19 protein-coding genes and 1 other RNA gene are annotated in these 18017 nt (G+C 57.1%); 12 read left to right on the forward strand and 8 right to left on the reverse strand.

The genetic code is table 11. The annotated features are described in order from the left end of the window. Positions 1-9 precede the first annotated feature (9 nt). From fumC to Z946_RS0118940, 8 genes are all read right to left on the reverse strand, one after another. Positions 10-1401: a class II fumarate hydratase gene (gene fumC, locus Z946_RS0118910; protein WP_025057279.1), complete on the reverse strand. Its 1392-nt coding sequence runs from the start codon at positions 1399-1401 to the stop codon at positions 10-12. A gap of 91 nt (positions 1402-1492) precedes the next feature. Next, positions 1493-1966, reverse strand: coding sequence for an SspB family protein (locus Z946_RS0118915; protein WP_025057280.1), 474 nt, complete (start codon positions 1964-1966; stop codon positions 1493-1495). Between the two features lie 70 nt (positions 1967-2036). Beyond that, positions 2037-3284, reverse strand: a complete 1248-nt coding sequence (gene chrA / locus Z946_RS0118920; RefSeq protein WP_025057281.1) for a chromate efflux transporter — start codon at positions 3282-3284, stop codon at positions 2037-2039. Beyond that, entirely contained in the window at positions 3281-4081 is an 801-nt protein-coding gene (locus Z946_RS0118925) for a chromate resistance protein ChrB domain-containing protein (protein ID WP_025057282.1), read from the reverse strand. The genes chrA and Z946_RS0118925 overlap by 4 nt, the downstream gene beginning before the upstream one ends. A gap of 116 nt (positions 4082-4197) precedes the next feature. Then, positions 4198-4737 carry a CIA30 family protein gene (locus Z946_RS0118930; RefSeq protein ID WP_311733166.1) on the reverse strand — a complete coding sequence of 180 codons (540 nt, stop codon included), beginning with the start codon at positions 4735-4737 and terminating at the stop codon, positions 4198-4200. 56 nt (positions 4738-4793) lie between these two features. Beyond that, positions 4794-5141: a transfer-messenger RNA gene (gene ssrA / locus Z946_RS21470) on the reverse strand. A 2-nt stretch (positions 5142-5143) separates the two neighbouring features. Continuing rightward, the gene (locus Z946_RS0118935; protein WP_052836115.1) at positions 5144-5497 is read right to left on the reverse strand and encodes a DUF4345 family protein; all 354 of its coding nucleotides are present in this window, start codon (positions 5495-5497) and stop codon (positions 5144-5146) included. Between the two features lie 63 nt (positions 5498-5560). Then, positions 5561-6301, reverse strand: a complete 741-nt coding sequence (locus tag Z946_RS0118940; RefSeq protein ID WP_025057285.1) for a FadR/GntR family transcriptional regulator — start codon at positions 6299-6301, stop codon at positions 5561-5563. Positions 6302-6383: 82 nt separating this feature from the next. Here Z946_RS0118940 and Z946_RS0118945 point away from each other — a divergent pair, with 82 nt between their 5' ends. The 12 genes from Z946_RS0118945 (at position 6384) to Z946_RS0119000 (ending at position 18016) form a co-directional block, all read left to right on the forward strand. Next, positions 6384-7172: a DUF2182 domain-containing protein gene (locus tag Z946_RS0118945; RefSeq protein WP_025057286.1), complete on the forward strand. Its 789-nt coding sequence runs from the start codon at positions 6384-6386 to the stop codon at positions 7170-7172. 1 nt (position 7173) lies between these two features. Further along, positions 7174-7881, forward strand: a complete 708-nt coding sequence (locus tag Z946_RS0118950) for a DUF1326 domain-containing protein (protein ID WP_025057287.1) — start codon at positions 7174-7176, stop codon at positions 7879-7881. Continuing rightward, a complete protein-coding gene (locus tag Z946_RS0118955) occupies positions 7878-8387 on the forward strand; it encodes a DinB family protein (RefSeq protein WP_025057288.1) in 510 nt (169 codons plus the stop codon). Before Z946_RS0118950 ends, Z946_RS0118955 begins: the two co-directional genes overlap by 4 nt. After that, on the forward strand, positions 8387-9490 hold the full coding sequence (locus tag Z946_RS0118960; protein WP_025057289.1) for a dimethylsulfoniopropionate demethylase: 1104 nt from the start codon (positions 8387-8389) through the stop codon (positions 9488-9490). The genes Z946_RS0118955 and Z946_RS0118960 overlap by 1 nt, the downstream gene beginning before the upstream one ends. Positions 9491-9587: 97 nt before the next feature. Then, positions 9588-10571 carry an acryloyl-CoA reductase gene (gene acuI, locus Z946_RS0118965; RefSeq protein WP_025057290.1) on the forward strand — a complete coding sequence of 328 codons (984 nt, stop codon included), beginning with the start codon at positions 9588-9590 and terminating at the stop codon, positions 10569-10571. Beyond that, positions 10568-11056, forward strand: coding sequence for a hypothetical protein (locus tag Z946_RS0118970; RefSeq protein ID WP_025057291.1), 489 nt, complete (start codon positions 10568-10570; stop codon positions 11054-11056). Before acuI ends, Z946_RS0118970 begins: the two co-directional genes overlap by 4 nt. Positions 11057-11110: 54 nt before the next feature. Next, a complete protein-coding gene (locus Z946_RS0118975) occupies positions 11111-11533 on the forward strand; it encodes an HIT family protein (RefSeq protein WP_025057292.1) in 423 nt (140 codons plus the stop codon). A 247-nt stretch (positions 11534-11780) separates the two neighbouring features. Then, a complete protein-coding gene (locus tag Z946_RS0118980; RefSeq protein WP_025057293.1) occupies positions 11781-13463 on the forward strand; it encodes a BCCT family transporter in 1683 nt (560 codons plus the stop codon). A 93-nt stretch (positions 13464-13556) separates the two neighbouring features. Further along, positions 13557-14783: an aminotransferase class V-fold PLP-dependent enzyme gene (locus Z946_RS0118985; protein WP_025057294.1), complete on the forward strand. Its 1227-nt coding sequence runs from the start codon at positions 13557-13559 to the stop codon at positions 14781-14783. A gap of 71 nt (positions 14784-14854) precedes the next feature. Next, the gene (locus Z946_RS0118990; protein WP_025057295.1) at positions 14855-16279 is read left to right on the forward strand and encodes a cryptochrome/photolyase family protein; all 1425 of its coding nucleotides are present in this window, start codon (positions 14855-14857) and stop codon (positions 16277-16279) included. A 60-nt stretch (positions 16280-16339) separates the two neighbouring features. Beyond that, positions 16340-17551: an SAM-dependent methyltransferase gene (locus Z946_RS0118995; protein ID WP_025057296.1), complete on the forward strand. Its 1212-nt coding sequence runs from the start codon at positions 16340-16342 to the stop codon at positions 17549-17551. 24 nt (positions 17552-17575) lie between these two features. Next, the gene (locus Z946_RS0119000) at positions 17576-18016 is read left to right on the forward strand and encodes a TrgA family protein (protein ID WP_025057297.1); all 441 of its coding nucleotides are present in this window, start codon (positions 17576-17578) and stop codon (positions 18014-18016) included. Position 18017 lies beyond the last annotated feature (1 nt).

The following is an 18017-nucleotide window of genomic DNA, read 5'->3' on the forward strand; positions in this document are numbered from 1 at the left end:
TGAGGCATCCTATTTGGGGCCGATCATGTCCTCAGGCCGCACCACGCGGTCGAAGGTTTCGGCGTCTACAAAGCCCAGTGCAATCGCTTCTTCTTTCAGCGTTGTACCGTTCTTATGCGCGGTCTTCGCGACCTTTGTCGCGTTGTCGTATCCGATTGTAGGTGCCAATGCTGTGACCAGCATCAGGCTTTCTTTCATCAGCTTTTCGATGCGCGGCTCATTGGCCAGCGTGCCGACGACCATGTTGTCGGTGAAACTGCCCGCAGCATCGCCAAGCAGTTGCATGGATTGCAACACGTTGTAGCTCATCATCGGGTTGTAGACGTTCAGCTCAAAGTGACCTTGCGATCCGGCAAAACCGACGGCGGCGTCATTGCCCATGACGTGGGCACATACCATTGTCAGCGCTTCGGCCTGCGTCGGGTTCACCTTGCCTGGCATGATCGAGCTGCCCGGCTCGTTCTCGGGCAGGATCAATTCGCCCAGACCAGAGCGGGGGCCGGACCCCAGAAGGCGCATGTCGTTGGCAATCTTGAACATGGATGCCGCAACAGTTTTCAGCGCGCCTGAGAACATGACCATCGCGTCATGGGCGGCCAGTGCTTCGAACTTGTTGGGGGCGGTGACAAAGGGCAGGTCGGTGATTGCTGCAATCTCGGCTGCGACTTTCTCGGCAAAGCCCTTGCGGGTGTTCAGACCGGTGCCCACGGCTGTGCCGCCCTGGGCCAGCTCGTAGATATCTGGCAGGCAAGCTTCGACACGCGCAATGCCTTTGGCCATCTGGTGGGCATAGCCGCCAAATTCCTGACCCAGTGTCAGAGGTGTCGCATCCTGCGTATGGGTGCGGCCAATCTTGATGATGTCTTTGAATTCTTCCGATTTGTCCACCAACGCATCGTGCAGCTTGCGCAGACCGGGCAGCAGTGTGTCACGGGCCATCATGCCGATGGCTACATGCATTGCGGTGGGAAACGTGTCGTTCGAAGACTGTCCCATATTGCAGTGGTCGTTGGGGTGCACCGGGCTTTTGGATGCCATCTCGCCACCCATGATCTCGATCGCGCGGTTTGAGATCACTTCGTTTGCGTTCATATTCGACTGTGTGCCGGATCCAGTCTGCCAGACGACCAGCGGGAAGTTGTCGTCGAATTTTCCGTCAATCACTTCTTGTGCGGCCTGCTGGATCGCTGGTGCCAATTCCGCATCCAGATCACCGAAACCAAGGTTCACTTCGGCACAGGCTTTCTTGATCACACCCAACGCACGGATGATGGCGACCGGCTGGCGCTCCCATCCGATGGGAAAATTCATGATCGAGCGTTGCGTCTGCGCACCCCAATACTTGTCCGCGGGGACTTCCAAAGGGCCAAAGCTGTCGGTTTCGGTGCGTGTATCGGCCATTGGGGGCTCCTGCTGAACGTGGCTTGTATTGCACAGCGGTGTACCCTTGCGCAGGGAGCAGTGCAATCAGCAGGTGGCGCTAACAGCCGTGTTATTTGCGAAAGGAATCCAGCGACACGATTTGTGCATCCTTGGCCGGGGCGTCTTTTTCTTCCGGTGCGACGTCGTCATCGGCTTTGACGGGCAGGGTCACGCTGCTGCTTTCATCGCTTTCCTGCTGCTCGAACCGAAGACCGAATTCGACCGACGGATCAACAAATGTGCGGATCGCGTCATAGGGGATGTACAGCGGCTCGGGCGCGTCACCGAAGTTGAGCGTGATGGAAAAGCCGTCATCTGTCACTTCCAGCCCATCATACCAGTGCTGCATAACAACGGTCATTTCACCGGGATACCGGTCAGACAGCCAGTCGGCCAGCTCGGCGTCGGGGTGCGATGTGTCGAAAGTGATAAAGAAGTGGTGATTGCCCGGCAAACCATTGTCCGCAACATCCAATAGTACCCTACGGATCAGCCCGCGCATCGCGTCATGCATCAGGTTTCCATAGTCTATCTCGCGGCTCATGGGACACCCCGTTCGTGTTTGCTTTTGTCCACAATACCCCTTTTGTGGCCAAGGGAAAGGGGGTGCGATGTCAAACAGCTGCAAGCGTAAGGGCAACTGCTGCAAGGATAAGCATTGAGGTGACAAAACCAAGCTTGAACCACAGCATCAATGCGGCGGCCAGAAGGCTGAGTGCACCCGCCAACGGGTCGAAACTGTTGAAGTCTGGCCATGGCATTGCGGCAAAAAACTGCGGTGTCACGGTCCTAAACAGGACATGCATCGCAAACCAGACAGACAGGTTCGCAATAACACCCACCGCTGCCGCCGTGATTGCACGTAGCGCGCCTGCAAGCTGCGGTTGGGCCGAAATCCGCTCCAGATATGGGCCGGCGAGGAAAATCCACAAAAAACAGGGCGTGAACGTCACCCACAGGGCCAGCAGACCGGCAGCCAGCGCACCGGTCAGACCTGACTGGGCAAACCCCGCCAGCAGTGCCACAAATTCCGTCACAAGGATCAGCGGCCCAGGCGTGGTTTCAGCCAGTCCAAGCGCGTCGATCATCTGGTCGGTCGTGATCCAGCCGTACTGCTGCACAACTGTCTGCGTCATATACGTGAGAACAGCATAGGCCCCGCCAAAGGTCACAACTGCGAGCTTTGAGAAGAAAAGACCAAGAGCAAGGAGGAACTGCGCGTCCAACACCCAAAGCGCCAGCAAGGGTGCTGCCCAAAGCAAACCCCAGAGCACCAGTGTACCTACGGGATGTGCAGGACGGGCTGGCGCAGGGTCCGGCAGTTGCGCGAGATTTGGACGGGACAGCGCGCCGATGAGCCCTGCCACAAGGATCACCAGTGGGAAGGGAACACCAAAGACGAACAGGGCAACAAAAGAGGCGCCCGCCAAAAAGGGCCCCAGCCATCCCACCAGCGCCTTCGATGCCACTTTTCGCAAGGCCTGCAGGACGACGATGACTACTGCGGCTTTGATCCCCAAAAAGGCGGCCTGCACCAAGGGCAGTTGGCCGTAGGTCGCATATCCAAGTGCCAAAAGCGCGATGATCAGCGCGCCGGGCACTACAAACAAAAGCCCTGCTAGCAGTCCGCCCGCCGTGCCGCGCATCCGCCATCCGGCATAGGTTGCCAGTTGCATGGCTTCGGGACCGGGCAGCAGCATGCAAAGCGACAGTGCGCGCAGGTACGCGGCTTCTGATAGCCATGGTCGTGTCTCGACCAACTCTTTGTGCATAAGAGCGATTTGTGCTGCCGGTCCTCCGAAAGACAACAACCCGATCCGGCCGAAAACACGGCTCATTTCTGACCACGTCGGCGCGTTCATGCGCGTCCTCCAGGCCAGTCATGCCCTTCGCCGACGCCATCGCGCGCCCATCTGTACAGCGCATCATAGAGCGCCATGCCGGCCTCAATCTGCGCCAGATCGTCCTTGTATTGTCGTGACAGCCCTACAGAAAGGGCGAGCAGACCTGCGGCCTCGGGGGCAAGCGCATGCGCGTTGGTATCGGCGGCACGTACCACTGTGGCCAAGCGATCCAGCGGGCCTGTGTGCAAACCAAATTCGTCCAGCATCGTATCAAAAGTGCAATTTTCCCCACGGTGGGACCAGAACGTATCTTCTATATCAAAGGGGGTTGCCTCAAAGCGGTCTGCAACGCCAAGGACTTCTGCAGGGGACACAAAGAGAAACGTTGCCGATGGATCGACAAAGCGACGGATGAGCCAAGGACAAGCGATACGGTCGATTTTGGGACGGTGGCGTGTAACCCACAGGGGTTTTTCCGGCAGCTTGGCGCAAGGGATGCGGGGGGCGTCAGGCTTTTCGCGCCAGCCGTAGTTGCCTCCTGACAAATATTCGGCCTGCACACCTTGCGCGCGCAGGAGTGCGGCAAATCCTTGCGACAGTTTGATGCCCTTCTGACAGATTATCACGCACCGTTGCCCGTTCAGGCGTTTTATCAGCCCCTCGGGGTCAGTGTGCGGATGCCGGAAGGCTCCGGGGATCAAAAACGGGTCTTCGGCAAAATCGGGATCGATAGAGATATCGACGATAGCAGGCGCATCGGGCAAGCCGATCAGGCGCAAAAGTTGTGGAACTGTGATTTCGTTGGGGGCAGCCATGGCATGCATCCTTATGGTGGAGACATGCGAACCTCTGGCCAAAGCCTCACGGGGCGTTCGCGGTAAGACCCCATAGGCACAGAGTGCAGGCGCGGGGCAGGTGGGTCAAGGGGGCGTCAGTAAAATCTGATCCCAGTCACCGCGACATCCGCCTCAAATTCCCGCCCGATTGCAAGAATACCGATGCGGCGCAGGCGGGCGGCATCGAAAGGAATATCGGTGCGGTGCGGTTCGATTTGCGAAAACGGAATGCGGACGGTTTGAAGCTCGGATTTGGAAAAGAAATCAGTGCGGTAGGAATGCCACGGCTTTTCCAGCTGGTCCGTGCGCAGGCGCAGGTCATAGGCTTCGTCGTTGCCGATAACATCCATTTCGATTCCGATGAAACGCGAGGCATCAAAGGTTGAACCGTCTTCATTCAGATCAAACGCCATTTGAACAAACCCGCCGTTATTATCGAGCGAAACAGACCCCGTGAGACGTGTCGCTGAGTGACCTTCAGTCTCGACCTGCTCAATTTGCCCCGTTGAAACACCTCCCATCACGGTATCGGCGACATATTCCCATCGCGGTGACAGCTCCATGTGCGGCTCCTCGGCTTTGGCCGTGACAACGCCCAGTGCGCAGGCAGCCATTATGATTAACAGACGGTTCATTAATCTGCATGTAGCACGTAAGCTGCATCTGCCAAGAGCTTGAGAATGTAAGGGAAAGTGCAGGTTTCTGTTGCCAGGTACCTGCGAACCCCGCCTAGGGCTGCAAAGCTCTAGGACTTAGATTTCAATAGTTCCGGTCGCTTACGCGGCCATCGCCATTGGAGCACGATTGTCATTTGCAATTGTACAAGTTTCGCCGATAACGGTGGCAGACAGCCGAAACAAAGCTAACCCCTTTAGGCGTTCGTCGATCCTGTTTCGACCCCATGATCCCCAAATGAAGGATATTGGTGGAGTCGCCGGGTACCGCCCCCGGGTCCGATCCGATTATTACGAGCGCGTTTATGTTCATAGTCCCGAAGGACAGATCATAGATAGCGGGCAGGTGCCCGCGTTTCAAGGGGTGTCAAAGATTGATCATTAGTGCCACGGCAAAGACCGCGAATTCGCTGGCAAAGAAAATCCATTTCAAACGTGTGGACCCGTCTACAATCAATGATGTTAGTCTTCCCAAGGCACCACCGCCCCAGATGAACCCGATCATCGCAAAGGCCGCAGGTGTCCACAGGACCAATGCGCCGATACCTGCAAGCACGAACAAGGCACCCGATGCGGCGCGGACTTCGGATAGGCCCATGGTCGATCCGGTATCGGTCATATCAAGCATGCGCATCGTGTAGGCAGGAGCAAGCCACCCGATTGCACCGAAACCAATGCTTAGAAGGGCCAGAAGAACGTTGATGATGTCGGTCAGTACCATGATGCAGCCTTTGTAAGATTTTATCTGCCTTAACGCACGAGGCCCCGAATGGTTGCAGCGCGGCTAGATTGCTGCCTTGGCAGCGGCGCGGGCGGCAAGCGCGTTAAGTGCCAGTTGTTGCGTTTCCAGCTCAAGCGCCGTCAGTCCACGCTCTACCGCGTCTGCATTCTGCGCATCCATAGCGTCCGCAATATCGGTATGCATCCCGACAATCCGCGCACGGTCCCGCGCCGTGAAGGTTATCATATTCATCAAGGGCTGCATGGCCTCGACTGCGCCTGCCAACTGGTAAGAGATCACAGGATTGCCCGCACCATCAACAAGCGCGCGGTGAAAGGCGACGTCAGAAGCGCAGAACGCCTCATCGGTCAGGCCGGGCTGGCTTTGCCGATGGATTTCCGCCCGCATGGTGGCCAGATGATCAGGGCTTCGTCGCTTTGCAGACAATGGTGCGCAGGCCCGCTCCAACGCATAGCGTGCTTCGCAAGCTGTCTCAAAACTGACTGCGTTCATCGACAAGAGCAGGGTCGAAGTGGTGATCTGCTGGCTGTACGCTTCTTCAAAGCTGATCCGGTTCACGAAAGCACCGCCGGTCGCGCCCCGTTGCGTGCGGATAAGGGATTGAGCCGCCAGTCTTTTCAATGCTTCGCGCACCGTTGGACGGGACACTTCGAATTGCTCCGACAGTTCTGCCTCGGAAGGCAGGCGCTGATCCACGATCAGCGCACCCGATATGATTGCGTCGCGGATGGCCGATGCAATCTGGGCTGAAAGGTCGGCGGGGCTGGCAGGGTCAATCTTCATATGTCTTACATTTATTGTTTGCGGGAATTTTAAATGTCTGACATTAAAAATACAAGGCAGTGAGTCGCGGGGGAGGCTGCTCATGAATGGAATAATGCGCACATCCTTGTGGCTCGGCTTTTTCGGGCTGGTACTGGCTGCTTGGGCCATGATGTACATGATGGCCGTTGAAATGGACCTCGACCTGCTTGGGCGCCCCGGCGAGATGGGCAACCGGATGCGGATCATGGACCCGCGCATGCCGATGTATATGCCAATGGCGAACTTCGGACCGTTGTTTGTGATGTGGGGTGCCATGATGGCGGCAATGATGCTGCCGACCATGGTGCCGACATTGCGCAGCTATGAGGATCTGATGGTCAGTGCCAATGGAACGCGGGCCGGATGGTTGGGCGTCATCCTTGGGTATTTCATTGTCTGGGTTATGTTTGCGGCACTGATCGCGGCAGTACAGCTTGCGCTGTTGTTTGGGGGCGTTGTGGATATGCTGGGCATCGCCAAGTCGCGCTGGTTTGCAGTGGCGTTGCTGTTGGCGGTCGGCCTGTTCCAGTTCAGCCGCACAAAAGAGATCTGTCACGGCGTTTGCCATTCCCCCACGATGTACTTTTTGGGGCATTGGCGTACCGGTTTCGGTGGCGGAATGCGCATGGGGCTGGGGCTTGGTGCGTTCTGTGTCGGCTGTTGCTGGGGTTTCATGGCGCTCGGATTTGCAGGTGGGGTGATGAACCTTGCTTGGATGGGCCTTGCCACACTTTTCATGGTGGTAGAAAAACTGCCTCAAGTCGGACATTATGTCACAAAACCAATGGGCTTTGCCTTGATCCTCGGCGCTGGTGTCGTGGCGGTATGGCCCATATTGATCGGAGGATAACATGCCACCCAAAAAGAGACCGGACGCGGACCGTTTGCCCATTTCGCAGCGGATCGACCAACGGATGCCAAATCCGGGTCGTCGCCAAACCAGCCCAACCGATTGGGCGATCAAGGGTGAGCTGTTTCTGAATTGTTCGTGCACCGTGTTTTGCCCCTGTGTGGTCAGCCTTGGCGCACATCCTCCGACCGAAGGCCATTGCCACGCGTGGATGGCGATTGCGATTGACGAAGGTCATTATGAGGGGGAAGACCTGAGCGGGCTGAACGTCGGTTTGTTGGTCGATATTCCGGGACGTATGGGCGAGGGGAACTGGAAAGTCGCCGCCTATGTTGACGAACGTGCCAGCGGCAAAGCCTACAACGGCATCTTGCAGATTTTCAGTGGTGCGGCGGGAGGCACAACGGGCCTCTTTACGATGCTGGTGTCCGAAATTATCGGGGCAGAACGTGCACCGGTCGAGATCATCCGCGACGGGACCAAACGCTCTATCCAGATTGGTCGCAAAATTCAGGGTGAGATTGAAATGATTACCGGCAAAAGCCCAGAGCATCCTGTGATGGTCTCTAACTCCAAATACTGGATGGGACCCGACATCATCGCGGCCAGGGGCCTAAAAAGCCGGGTGCGTGATTACGGCAGGGTCTGGGACTTCGGCGGCATGTCGGCCGAGATTTGCCCGATCGACTGGAAAGGGCCGCAGCCGTGATCAACAAAGGCTATGTTCTGCTGATGGCCCGCTATAATGCGTGGCAAAACAATCAGATCATGGATATTGTTAAAGAAATGAATGAAGAAGATCTGCGCCGCGATCATGGCGCGTTCTTCGGCTCCATCATGAACACGCTCAACCACATTCTATGGGCTGATACCTTGTGGATGAGCCGCTTTTGTAGCGATGTGGCCTTGCCCAGCGTTCCGGGCAGCGAAAGCGTGAACTACATGGCGACTATCGGTGAATGGCAGGCAGCCCGTTTCCGGATGGACGGCCGCATGCGCATCTGGGGCGAAACGCTGTCAAACCTTGATCTTACCGGGGAAATGACATGGCACTCGGGTGGCATGAACAAGGAATTCACGCAACCGATCGCGATGTGCATTACCCATATGTTCAACCACCAGACCCACCATCGCGGGCAGGTGCATGCTATGCTGACCTCTACAAATAAGCGAACCCCCACAACCGATATTGTCTTTATGCCGGAGGACGCCTGATGGCGCTGATTTCCCCGTCCCGTCGCCTGCGCCGAACCCCGTTCTCCGACGGGGTCGAGGCAGCAGGCGTTAAAGCGTATACAGTCTATAACCATATGCTGTTGCCGACGGTGTTCCGCAGTGTGGAAGAGGATTATCACCATCTAAAACAGGCGGTGCAGGTCTGGGATGTGGCGGTCGAGCGTCAGGTTGAATTGCGCGGTCCCGATGCCGCGCGTCTGATGCAGATGCTCACCCCTCGCGATCTGCGCGGGATGCTGCCGGGGCGTTGTTTCTATGTGCCGATTGTCGATGAAACAGGCGGGATGTTGAACGATCCGGTTGCGGTCAAACTGGCCGAGGACCGCTGGTGGATTTCTATCGCCGACAGCGATTTGTTGTATTGGGTCAAAGGCATTGCCAACGGTTACCGTCTGGATGTCCTGGTAGACGAGCCCGATATCAGCCCGCTGGCGGTGCAGGGGCCGCTCGCCGAAGAGCTGATGGCCCGCGTTTTCGGGGATGCCGTCCGCGAGGTCCGGTTTTTCCGTTTCGGTTGGTTCGAATTCCAGGGCCGGTCGCTTGTTGTCGCGCGATCCGGGTATTCCAAGCAGGGCGGGTTCGAGATTTACGTCGAAGGGTCAGACATCGGGATGCCCCTGTGGAACGCGCTGATGGAAGCCGGCAAAGACCTTGATGTCCATGCTGGATGCCCCAACGGGATAGAACGGGTCGAGGGCGGATTATTGAGCTACGGCAACGACATGAATGATGATAATACGCCGCACGAATGTGGTCTGGGACGTTTTTGCGATACGCAGACGGCCATTGGATGCATGGGCCGTGACGCGCTGCTGCGTGTGGCAAAGGAAGGTCCCATCCAGCAAATCCGCGCCATTTCGATATCAGGCGACAAGGTGCCGGGGTGCGACAGGGTCTGGCCGTTGATGACGAATGGCAAACGCGTCGGGCAGGTCACATCCGCTGCGTGGTCGCCTGATTTCAAAACGAATGTCGCGATTGGCATGGTCCGCATGACCCATTGGGATGACGGCACGTCTTTGCTGGTCGAAACCACTGACGGTCCCCGCGATGCGGTTGTCCATGAGGCGTTTTGGGCGTAGCCCTGCATGCAAACTACAACGGCTTCGGGGTGTGCCCCGGCCTTGGTCAAAAACTTGAGTAAATGAGGGGTATATGACCCCGGAACGGAGAATTGAGATGTTTAACGCACTGATTGTAAACAAGGACGACGAAGGCAAGACCTCTGCCGAGGTTACGCAGATCGGTCTTGATGATTTGCCACACGGCGAAGTGACGGTTGCGGTCGAATACTCCACCGTCAATTACAAGGACGGCCTGTGCATCGGTCCGGGCGGCGGTTTGGTGCGGAACTATCCGCATGTGCCGGGCATCGATTTTGCCGGTACGGTGGAAGCATCCTCTGACGATCGCTATAAGGCAGGTGACAAGGTTGTCCTTACAGGCTGGCGCGTCGGTGAGGCGCATTGGGGGGGCTATTCACAAAAGGCGCGGGTCAAGGCGGACTGGCTGGTGCCACTGCCAAACGGTCTGGACACCCGCCAGGCGATGGCCGTCGGCACAGCGGGCTTTACCGCGATGCTCTCTGTGATGGCGCTGGAAGATCACGGCATCAAAAGCGGTCCGGTTCTGGTCACTGGTGCTGCGGGTGGCGTGGGATCGGTAGCGACAGCTATTCTGGCGAACCTCGGTCACGAGGTTGCCGGTGTGACCGGGCGGCCCGAGACTGCAGATTATCTTAAGTCCCTCGGGGCCACCCAGATCGTTGCACGCGAAGAAATCAACGAGACGGTCAAGCGTCCGTTGGAGGGCGAGACTTGGGGCGGCTGCATCGACGCGGTCGGGGGCGAGATGCTGGCCCGTGTGCTTGGTCAGATGCAGTACGGTGCTAGCGTCGCTGCGGTCGGCCTTGCGGGCGGCGCGGCTTTGCCGGCAACTGTCATTCCCTTCCTCTTGCGCGGTGTAAACCTTTTGGGCATCGATAGCGTGATGCAGCCTTATGACAACCGTTTGCGCGCATGGGAGCGGATTGCAAAAGACCTGCCGATGGACAAGCTTGACAGCATGGTTGTGCCTGCAACCCTGAACGACTTGCCCGGCTTGGGGCGTGATATCCTGAAAGGGCAAGTGAAGGGTCGTGTTGTCGTCGACGTGAACGCATGATCGCGCGCGCCGTTCCTGTCCCGCGTGACGCATTGCTGCGCGCATATGTGGACAGGGACGGTGCCTATACCGATTGCTTTGAAGTGATGCATCCGATGAAGGTGGAGCTACCTGCCTTCATCACGGCCTTTTACAGCACATGGTTGTTTCGGCTCGAGCGTTTGGTCCTGAGCATCGCTATGCGCCGCCGGATAAGCGACAGCGAGCTTGCCGCACTTGCCGAAGGCCGCAGCGACCGATTTGCAGCTTGGCAGGTGACAGGCCGCGACGACACCCAAATCATGCTACAAGACACAAGCGGGCACACCATGTCCTATCTTGCTGTAGCAGCCAAGGAAGGTGGGGTGACACGTCTGCTTTTTGGGTCAGTTGTGCATGGATCGGCAGAACATCGTCCGGCGTGGGTCCGGCTGCTGATGCCCGTTCATTTGCTGTATGCCAAGTCGTTGCTGCGGTGTGCAGAACGCAAGCTGCGCCGTGGTTGAGGTTACCGTAAAGCGACCCTAGACTTGCACTAGCAGAACAGAAGCGAGACCCAGATGAGCGACAGCTACGACGATCAGAACATCTTTGCCAAAATCCTTCGCGGAGAAATCCCGAGCTTTAAAGTCTACGAGGATGACGAAACCTATTGCTTTATGGACATCATGCCTCGCACCGAAGGGCATTGTCTGGTTATCCCGAAGACACCTTGCCGCAATATGCTGGATGCCACGCCCGAACAACTGGCGGCCTGCATGCGGACGGTCAACATCGTCGCAAACGCTGCCAAGACGGCTTTTGATGCAGATGGTGTAACACTTTTCCAGTTTAACGAAGCGGCAGGCGGGCAGGAGGTTTTTCACCTGCATTTCCACATCCATCCTCGTCACGAAGGCATCACCATCCGGCCTCCCGGAACGATGGGTGACATGGATGTTATCAAGGCAAATGCAGACCGGATCATCGCGGCTTTGCCTTAGGGAATCGCGACCCGCGCGCAGATTCGATCTTACGCGCGCGGGCATTCGCCCCACAAAGAACAGTTATGGCTCTGATCCGGCGCGTTTCTTTGCGCGTGAGTTTCTTGCGAAACAGCAGTGTTAATAAGCGGTTAACAGAAATTCTGAGCCGAACCTCCCGTTATGCGGGATATCATCGCTTTGCCGTGACCATATGTCGCCCTAAGTTCAACGACACAAAAATGAAAAAAGGATAGGGACGGAACACATGGCTTTAAAACCACCACTCACGGATTTGCCGATTAATACGGCAGATACCGGTTTCTACGGAGGCTTCAGCGTAAGTGTGACGGTGATCAGTAAGATCATCATCTCCTTGCTGGTTGTCTGGGCGATTGTCTGGCCCGAATGGGCGGGCGAAGTGCTGGGTGCCTGGAACACAGTGATCCTTGCCAACTTTGCGGCCTGGTACATCTGGACCGTCGCGTTCTTCATCATCGTTTGTCTGGGCTTGGCGATCTGGCCAACTGCGGGCAGGCTCAATCTGGGCCAGGATGGCGAAAAGCCGGAGTTCACCAATTTCTCGTGGTTCTCGATGATGTTCGGTGCCGGTATCGGCGTAGGCATGCTGACATGGGCCGTGGCCGAACCTGTGGCGCATTTCAAAAACAACCCTGCAGTAATCCAAGGTACGAACACGGCGCTTGGTGCGGACAACGTGCGCGAAGCCTATGTCTGGTCGTTCCTGCACTGGGGTTTGGGGGCATGGGCATGCTATGCTGTTGCAGGTTTGGCGCTTGCATTCTTCAGCTACCGCCGTGGCCTGCCGCTGACGATCCGTTCCGCGTTGACGCCGCTTTTCGGTAAGGCACTGTCAGGTATTCTTGGTCACATCATCGACATCGTGGCGGTTGTTGCGACCATTCTGGGTGTCGCGCAAACGCTTGGATTTGGCGTGGATCAGTTTGTTGCGGGTCTGACCCGGATTGGCATCGGCGGGCTTGTGAATGCCGAGGGCGGGGCGACCTCAATCGGTATTGTGGTTGCTTTGGTGGTCATCATGGGGGCCTCGACGCTGTCGGCGCTTTCTGGTGTGGGCAAGGGCATCAAGTGGTTGTCGAACATCAATATGGTGCTCTCAATTATCCTTCTGGGCTTCTTTATGATCTTCGGCGCGACTTTCTTTGGTGCGACGGCGTTCTTTGTCGGCATCTGGGACTATCTGCTTGCGCTTCCGGGCTTGAGCTTCAACGTCTATGTTTCCGATGGAGTAGAGGGCTCCGAAGCGTTCAAGCTGGCGCAGTGGCAAGGCTGGTGGCCTGTGTTTTACTGGGCATGGTGGATTGCGTTCGCGCCGTTCGTGGGCTTGTTCCTAGCGCGTATTTCACGCGGGCGCACCATTCGTGAATTTGTGCTTGGCGCGATGATCGTACCGTCGCTGATGTGCTTTGTCTGGTTTGCATGGGCCGGTGGCACCGCAATCGATCTAGAGCTGAACGGTGAAGCGAACGGTGTGATCCTTGGGACAGGCAACGGTGACATGATTTTTGCGATGACCCAGTTCATGCTTGAGCCGGTAAGTCAGGTCCTGTCATGGTTGATGGCGCTGATGATTGTTGTGCTGCTGATGACGTTCCTTGTTACTTCTGCGGACTCTGCTGTTCTGATTGTTAACACGATTAATGCGGCCGGTGACGAAGGCCCCAAAGGGCGTCCGCACATCCTGTTCTGGGGCGCTGCCCTTGCGCTTGTGGTCGGCGGACTGTTGGTGTCAGGCGGCACAGGGGCCATCCAGACCGCGATGGTTATCGGAGCCTTGCCGTTCTCGATTGTGATGGTGTTGATGTGCATCGCTTTGATCAAGGCAATCTACAACGATGGCCGTCGGGAAGCGGCTGGCATTGCCACATTGTCAGACGATATCGATACGGATGTTGTTCCGGCCGAGTGATGCCGGAAAATTGACCTAACGAAAGCCCCGCTGCGTCACTGTGGCGGGGCTTTTGCATTTGACGGCGAAGACATTTCATCAGACCTTGCTGGCATGACACAGCTAGATACAGAATGGGTCCGCGCCCAGTTCCCCGCCTTCTCCGAGCCCTCTTTGCAAGGGCAGGCTTTCTTTGAAAACGCCGGTGGGTCCTACACCTGCCAGCCGGTCATCGACCGGTTGTTCCGGTTCTATACGCAACGCAAGGTGCAGCCTTATGCGCCCTACGAGGCCAGCAGGCTGGGCGGCGAAGAGATGGACGAAGCGCGCACACGCATGGCCGCGATCCTTGGCGTTGCACCGGATGAGCTGAGCTTTGGTCCATCGACCACTCAAAATACCTATGTGCTGGCGCAGGCCTTTGCCCAGTTGATGGAGCCGGGCGAAGCTATTGTCGTGACCAATCAGGATCATGAAGCCAACAGCGGCCCATGGCGCAGGTTGTCCGACCGCGGGATCGAGGTGCGCGAATGGCGCGTGAACGCCGAGACAGGTGCGCTTGATCCCGAAGACCTTGAGAGCCTGCTGGATGAAAAGGTCCGTCTGGTCTGTTTTCCACACTGCTCGAACGTTGTGGGCCAGATCAATCCGGTGGTCGAGATCACCGCGCTTGCCCATGCTGCAGGGGCCTTTGTCTGTGTTGACGGGGTGTCTTACGCGCCACACGGGTTTGCGGATGTAGGTGCGCTAGGGCCGGATATTTATCTGTTCTCGGCCTACAAGACCTATGGCCCACATCAGGGGGTGATGGTCATCCGCCGACCGCTTGCGGAACTGCTGCCCAATCAGGGGCATGTGTTCAACGCAGATAGTCTTTACAAGCGTTTCACACCTGCAGGACCGGATCACGCGCAGGTGGCGGCATGTGCTGGCATGGCGGACTACATTGATGCCTTTCATGCGCACCATATAGGTGGCGATGCCCCGGCGGCGGAGCGTGGCACTGCCGTACACGATCTGATGCGGGCGCATGAAACGGCGCTTTTGCAGCCCTTGCTTGATGAAGTCCGTGCGCGCAACTCCGTGCGCCTGATCGGGCCATCTAAGGCTGAGGGCCGTGCCCCCACAGTGGCGCTGGCACTTAATCGCAACGCCGAAGAGGCTGCCGCGGCACTGGCAGAGCATGGTATCATGGCGGGGGGCGGTGATTTCTATGCTGGTCGTGCGTTGACCGCGATGGGGGTCGATTTGGACAAGGGCGTTCTGAGGCTGAGCTTCACGCATTACACCACCAAGGCAGAGATTGATCAGCTATTAACAGCGCTAGATGTTGTTTTGTGAAACCAATGCCTTGATTGCGCCGTGTCTGTCCTAACTAGATCAGGAACTGACATAGGTAAGATTTACGCAAGATGAGTGTTAATACCCCGATCCTTCTCTGGTTCCGCCGTGATTTGCGTCTGAGCGACCACGCAGCACTTTGTGCCGCTGCTGAAACTGGACGTCCGGTGATCCCCGTCTTTGTACATGATGCGCTGGTGGACGGGTTGAAGGCCGCGCCGAAATGGCGGCTTGGGCTGGGCATTGGTGCTTTGGCAAACAGTCTTGCGGAAAAAGGCAGCAAACTGATCCTGCGCCGGGAAAAAGACGCGCTGGATGCGATCCGCGCCCTAATCACTGAAACGGGCGCGGGGGCTGTCTATTGGTCACGCCTGTATGATCCCGACAGCGTGGCGCGTGACAGCCGTATCAAGGAAGCGCTGAAAGAGCAGGGGGTAGAGGCCCGCTCGTTTGGCGGCCATCTGATGTTTGAACCTTGGACGGTCGAGACCAAGACCGGCGGCTACTACAAGGTCTACACACCGTTCTGGAACTCGGTCAAAACCCGCGACGTCGACGCCCCCCGTAGCACGCCGTCGAAAATACCCGTGCCGCAGACTTGGCCCGCGTCCGACGCGGTCGAAGACTGGGACATGGGCGCAGCTATGAACCGTGGCGCGGATGTTGTGAGGCCTTTTGTGCAACTAGGCGAACAGGCGGCGCAGTCGCGTCTGGGGGCCTTTATTGCGCATACGGTTGCGGATTATGACACGACGCGCAATCTGCCGGGGCAGGTGGGTACGTCCAATCTGTCCGAAAACCTCGCTCTAGGTGAAATCAGCCCCCACCAGTGCTGGCACGCCGGCATGCGTGCACGTCAGGAAGGCAAACCGGGCGCGGAGACTTTTCTGAAGGAGCTGGTCTGGCGTGAATTTGCATATCATTTGATGCACCATACGCCACATATCCTGACCAAAAGCTGGCGTGAGGAATGGCAGCAGTTCGACTGGAAGGATGACGCGCGCGCCTCGGAGGTTTGGGCGTGGAAGAAAGGACGTACCGGTCTGCCCTTTGTCGATGCGGCCATGCGAGAGATGTATGTGACGGGCAGGATGCACAATAGGGGCCGGATGATTGTGGCAAGCTACCTTACCAAGCATTTGCGCACGGACTGGCGCATCGGGCTGGACTGGTTCGAGGAATGCCTGATTGATTGGGATCCCGCCAGCAATGCGATGGGTTGGCAATGGTCAGCGGGGTCGGGTCCGGATGCGACGCCCTACTTCCGTGTCTTCAACCCCGAAACCCAGCTTGATAAATTCGACAAAGACCGCGCCTACACCTCGCGCTGGATCGCCGAAGGCAGATCGAATCCGCATAAAGACGCGCTCAGCTACTTTGATGCCATTCCGCGCCATTGGGCCATGGGTGCCACAGACAGCTATCCCGATCCGATTGTCACACCCGCGGAGGGGCGCAAGCGCGCCCTGGAAGCCTATGAAAAACGCGGGTTTTAGGAATTGTGTAAGCTCAGGCTTACAGGGTAAACTCAAAGAAATAATCCACGGGGAGTGGACATGATTTTGACCAGTACAGACGGGCAAACGAACCTGCCACGTTATTTTTCCCGTGTGTTCGGGATGGCGCAGGAATTGCGCAATGGCCGCGTGGACTTTGTGCTGCCCGATGGCCGCATTTTCCGCGCCGAAGGGGCCAATCCCGGCCATGTTGCCGAAGTCCATGTGCACAGTAATGACCTGTTCGCACGGTTGATCCGCGAGGGCGATCTGGGCTTTTGCGATGCCTATCTGGATGGCGACTGGTCCACACCCGATTTGCAGGCATTTATGGATTTGGTGCATCAGGGCAATGAAAACATGTACGACGGCTTTCCCGGCATGGGTCTTGTCCGCCGGTTCGAACAGCTGCGGTTCTGGCTGCAACGCAACTCAAAGACGCAGGCCCGCAAGAACATCAGCTACCACTACGATCTGGGGAACGATTTCTACGGGCTTTGGCTGGATGATACGATGACCTATTCCTCGGCGCTCTTTGATCAGGGTGCACAGCAATCGACCGAAGCCGCACAAATCGCCAAGTACAAAAGCATGGTTGACCAAATGGATGTGAAGGCCGGCGACCATGTGCTTGAGATTGGATGCGGCTGGGGCGGCTTTGCCGAATACGCTGCGGGTGAACGTGGTTTACGTGTGACCTGCCTGACCATCAGTGAAGAGCAGATCAAATATGCTCGCGAGCGTATTGAAAAAGCAGGACTTTCTGAACTGGTGGACTTCAAGCTGCAAGATTACCGTGACGAGCAGGGCCATTACGACGGCATCGCCAGCATCGAGATGTTCGAGGCGGTGGGAGAACAATATTGGCCGGTCTACTTTGACACAGTGCGCGAGCGGTTGAAGCCCGGAAAAGCAGCGACATTGCAAATCATCACCGTAGATCACGCGCGGTGGGATGTTTACAAACGTGGGGTGGATTTCATCCAAAAGTATATATTTCCCGGTGGGATGCTGCCGTCTCCTAAAGTATTGCGGGAGCAGGTCGAGCGTGCTGGACTGGTGGTCGATAAATCCATCGAGTTCGGCAAAAGCTATGACATCACGCTGCGCCGCTGGCACGAGACGTTCAACGACAAATGGGATCAAATCAGGGATCTGGGCTTTGACGAGCGTTTCCGTCGCATGTGGAATTTTTACCTCACTTCCTGCGCTGCGACATTTGACAGTGGAAATTGTGACGTCACGCAGATTACCATACGCAAGCCCGGCTAACGGGCTGTCCTGAGGAGCTTCCACATGCCCACCGCCGCACGATTGATGGCCGCCATATGTCTGGCAGTGGTCGGCTATGTCGTTTCGATCATGGTTATGCCTTTGATGCCCGAAAGCACTGATTTCGGGTACTTCGTGCCTGTCAATGTTGTGTTGGGTCTTTGCGTGGGCTGGATCGTGATGGGCCGTCGCGCAGGGCGCGGTATCACCCAGGCGATTAACAATGGATTGACCGGTGTTTTTGTGTTGATGCTTTGGGGCGTCGCCATCCAGGCCATCAACGAAATGGTGCGTCTGGCGATGCGCAACCGGTATGATGGACCTTTCGAAGCGATTGTCGCAACGTTCAATATCGGCGCGGAATTTGCGGTTCTCATCGCGACTGTGCCCATCGGTATTGTCTTGCTGATCTCTGCGCTGGTAAGTGGCCTGTTGACTGAATACGCTGGCAAAAAGTGGCGCTAAC

This window comes from Sulfitobacter noctilucicola, assembly GCF_000622385.1.
GTDB classification, from domain to species: Bacteria; Pseudomonadota; Alphaproteobacteria; order Rhodobacterales; family Rhodobacteraceae; genus Sulfitobacter; species Sulfitobacter noctilucicola.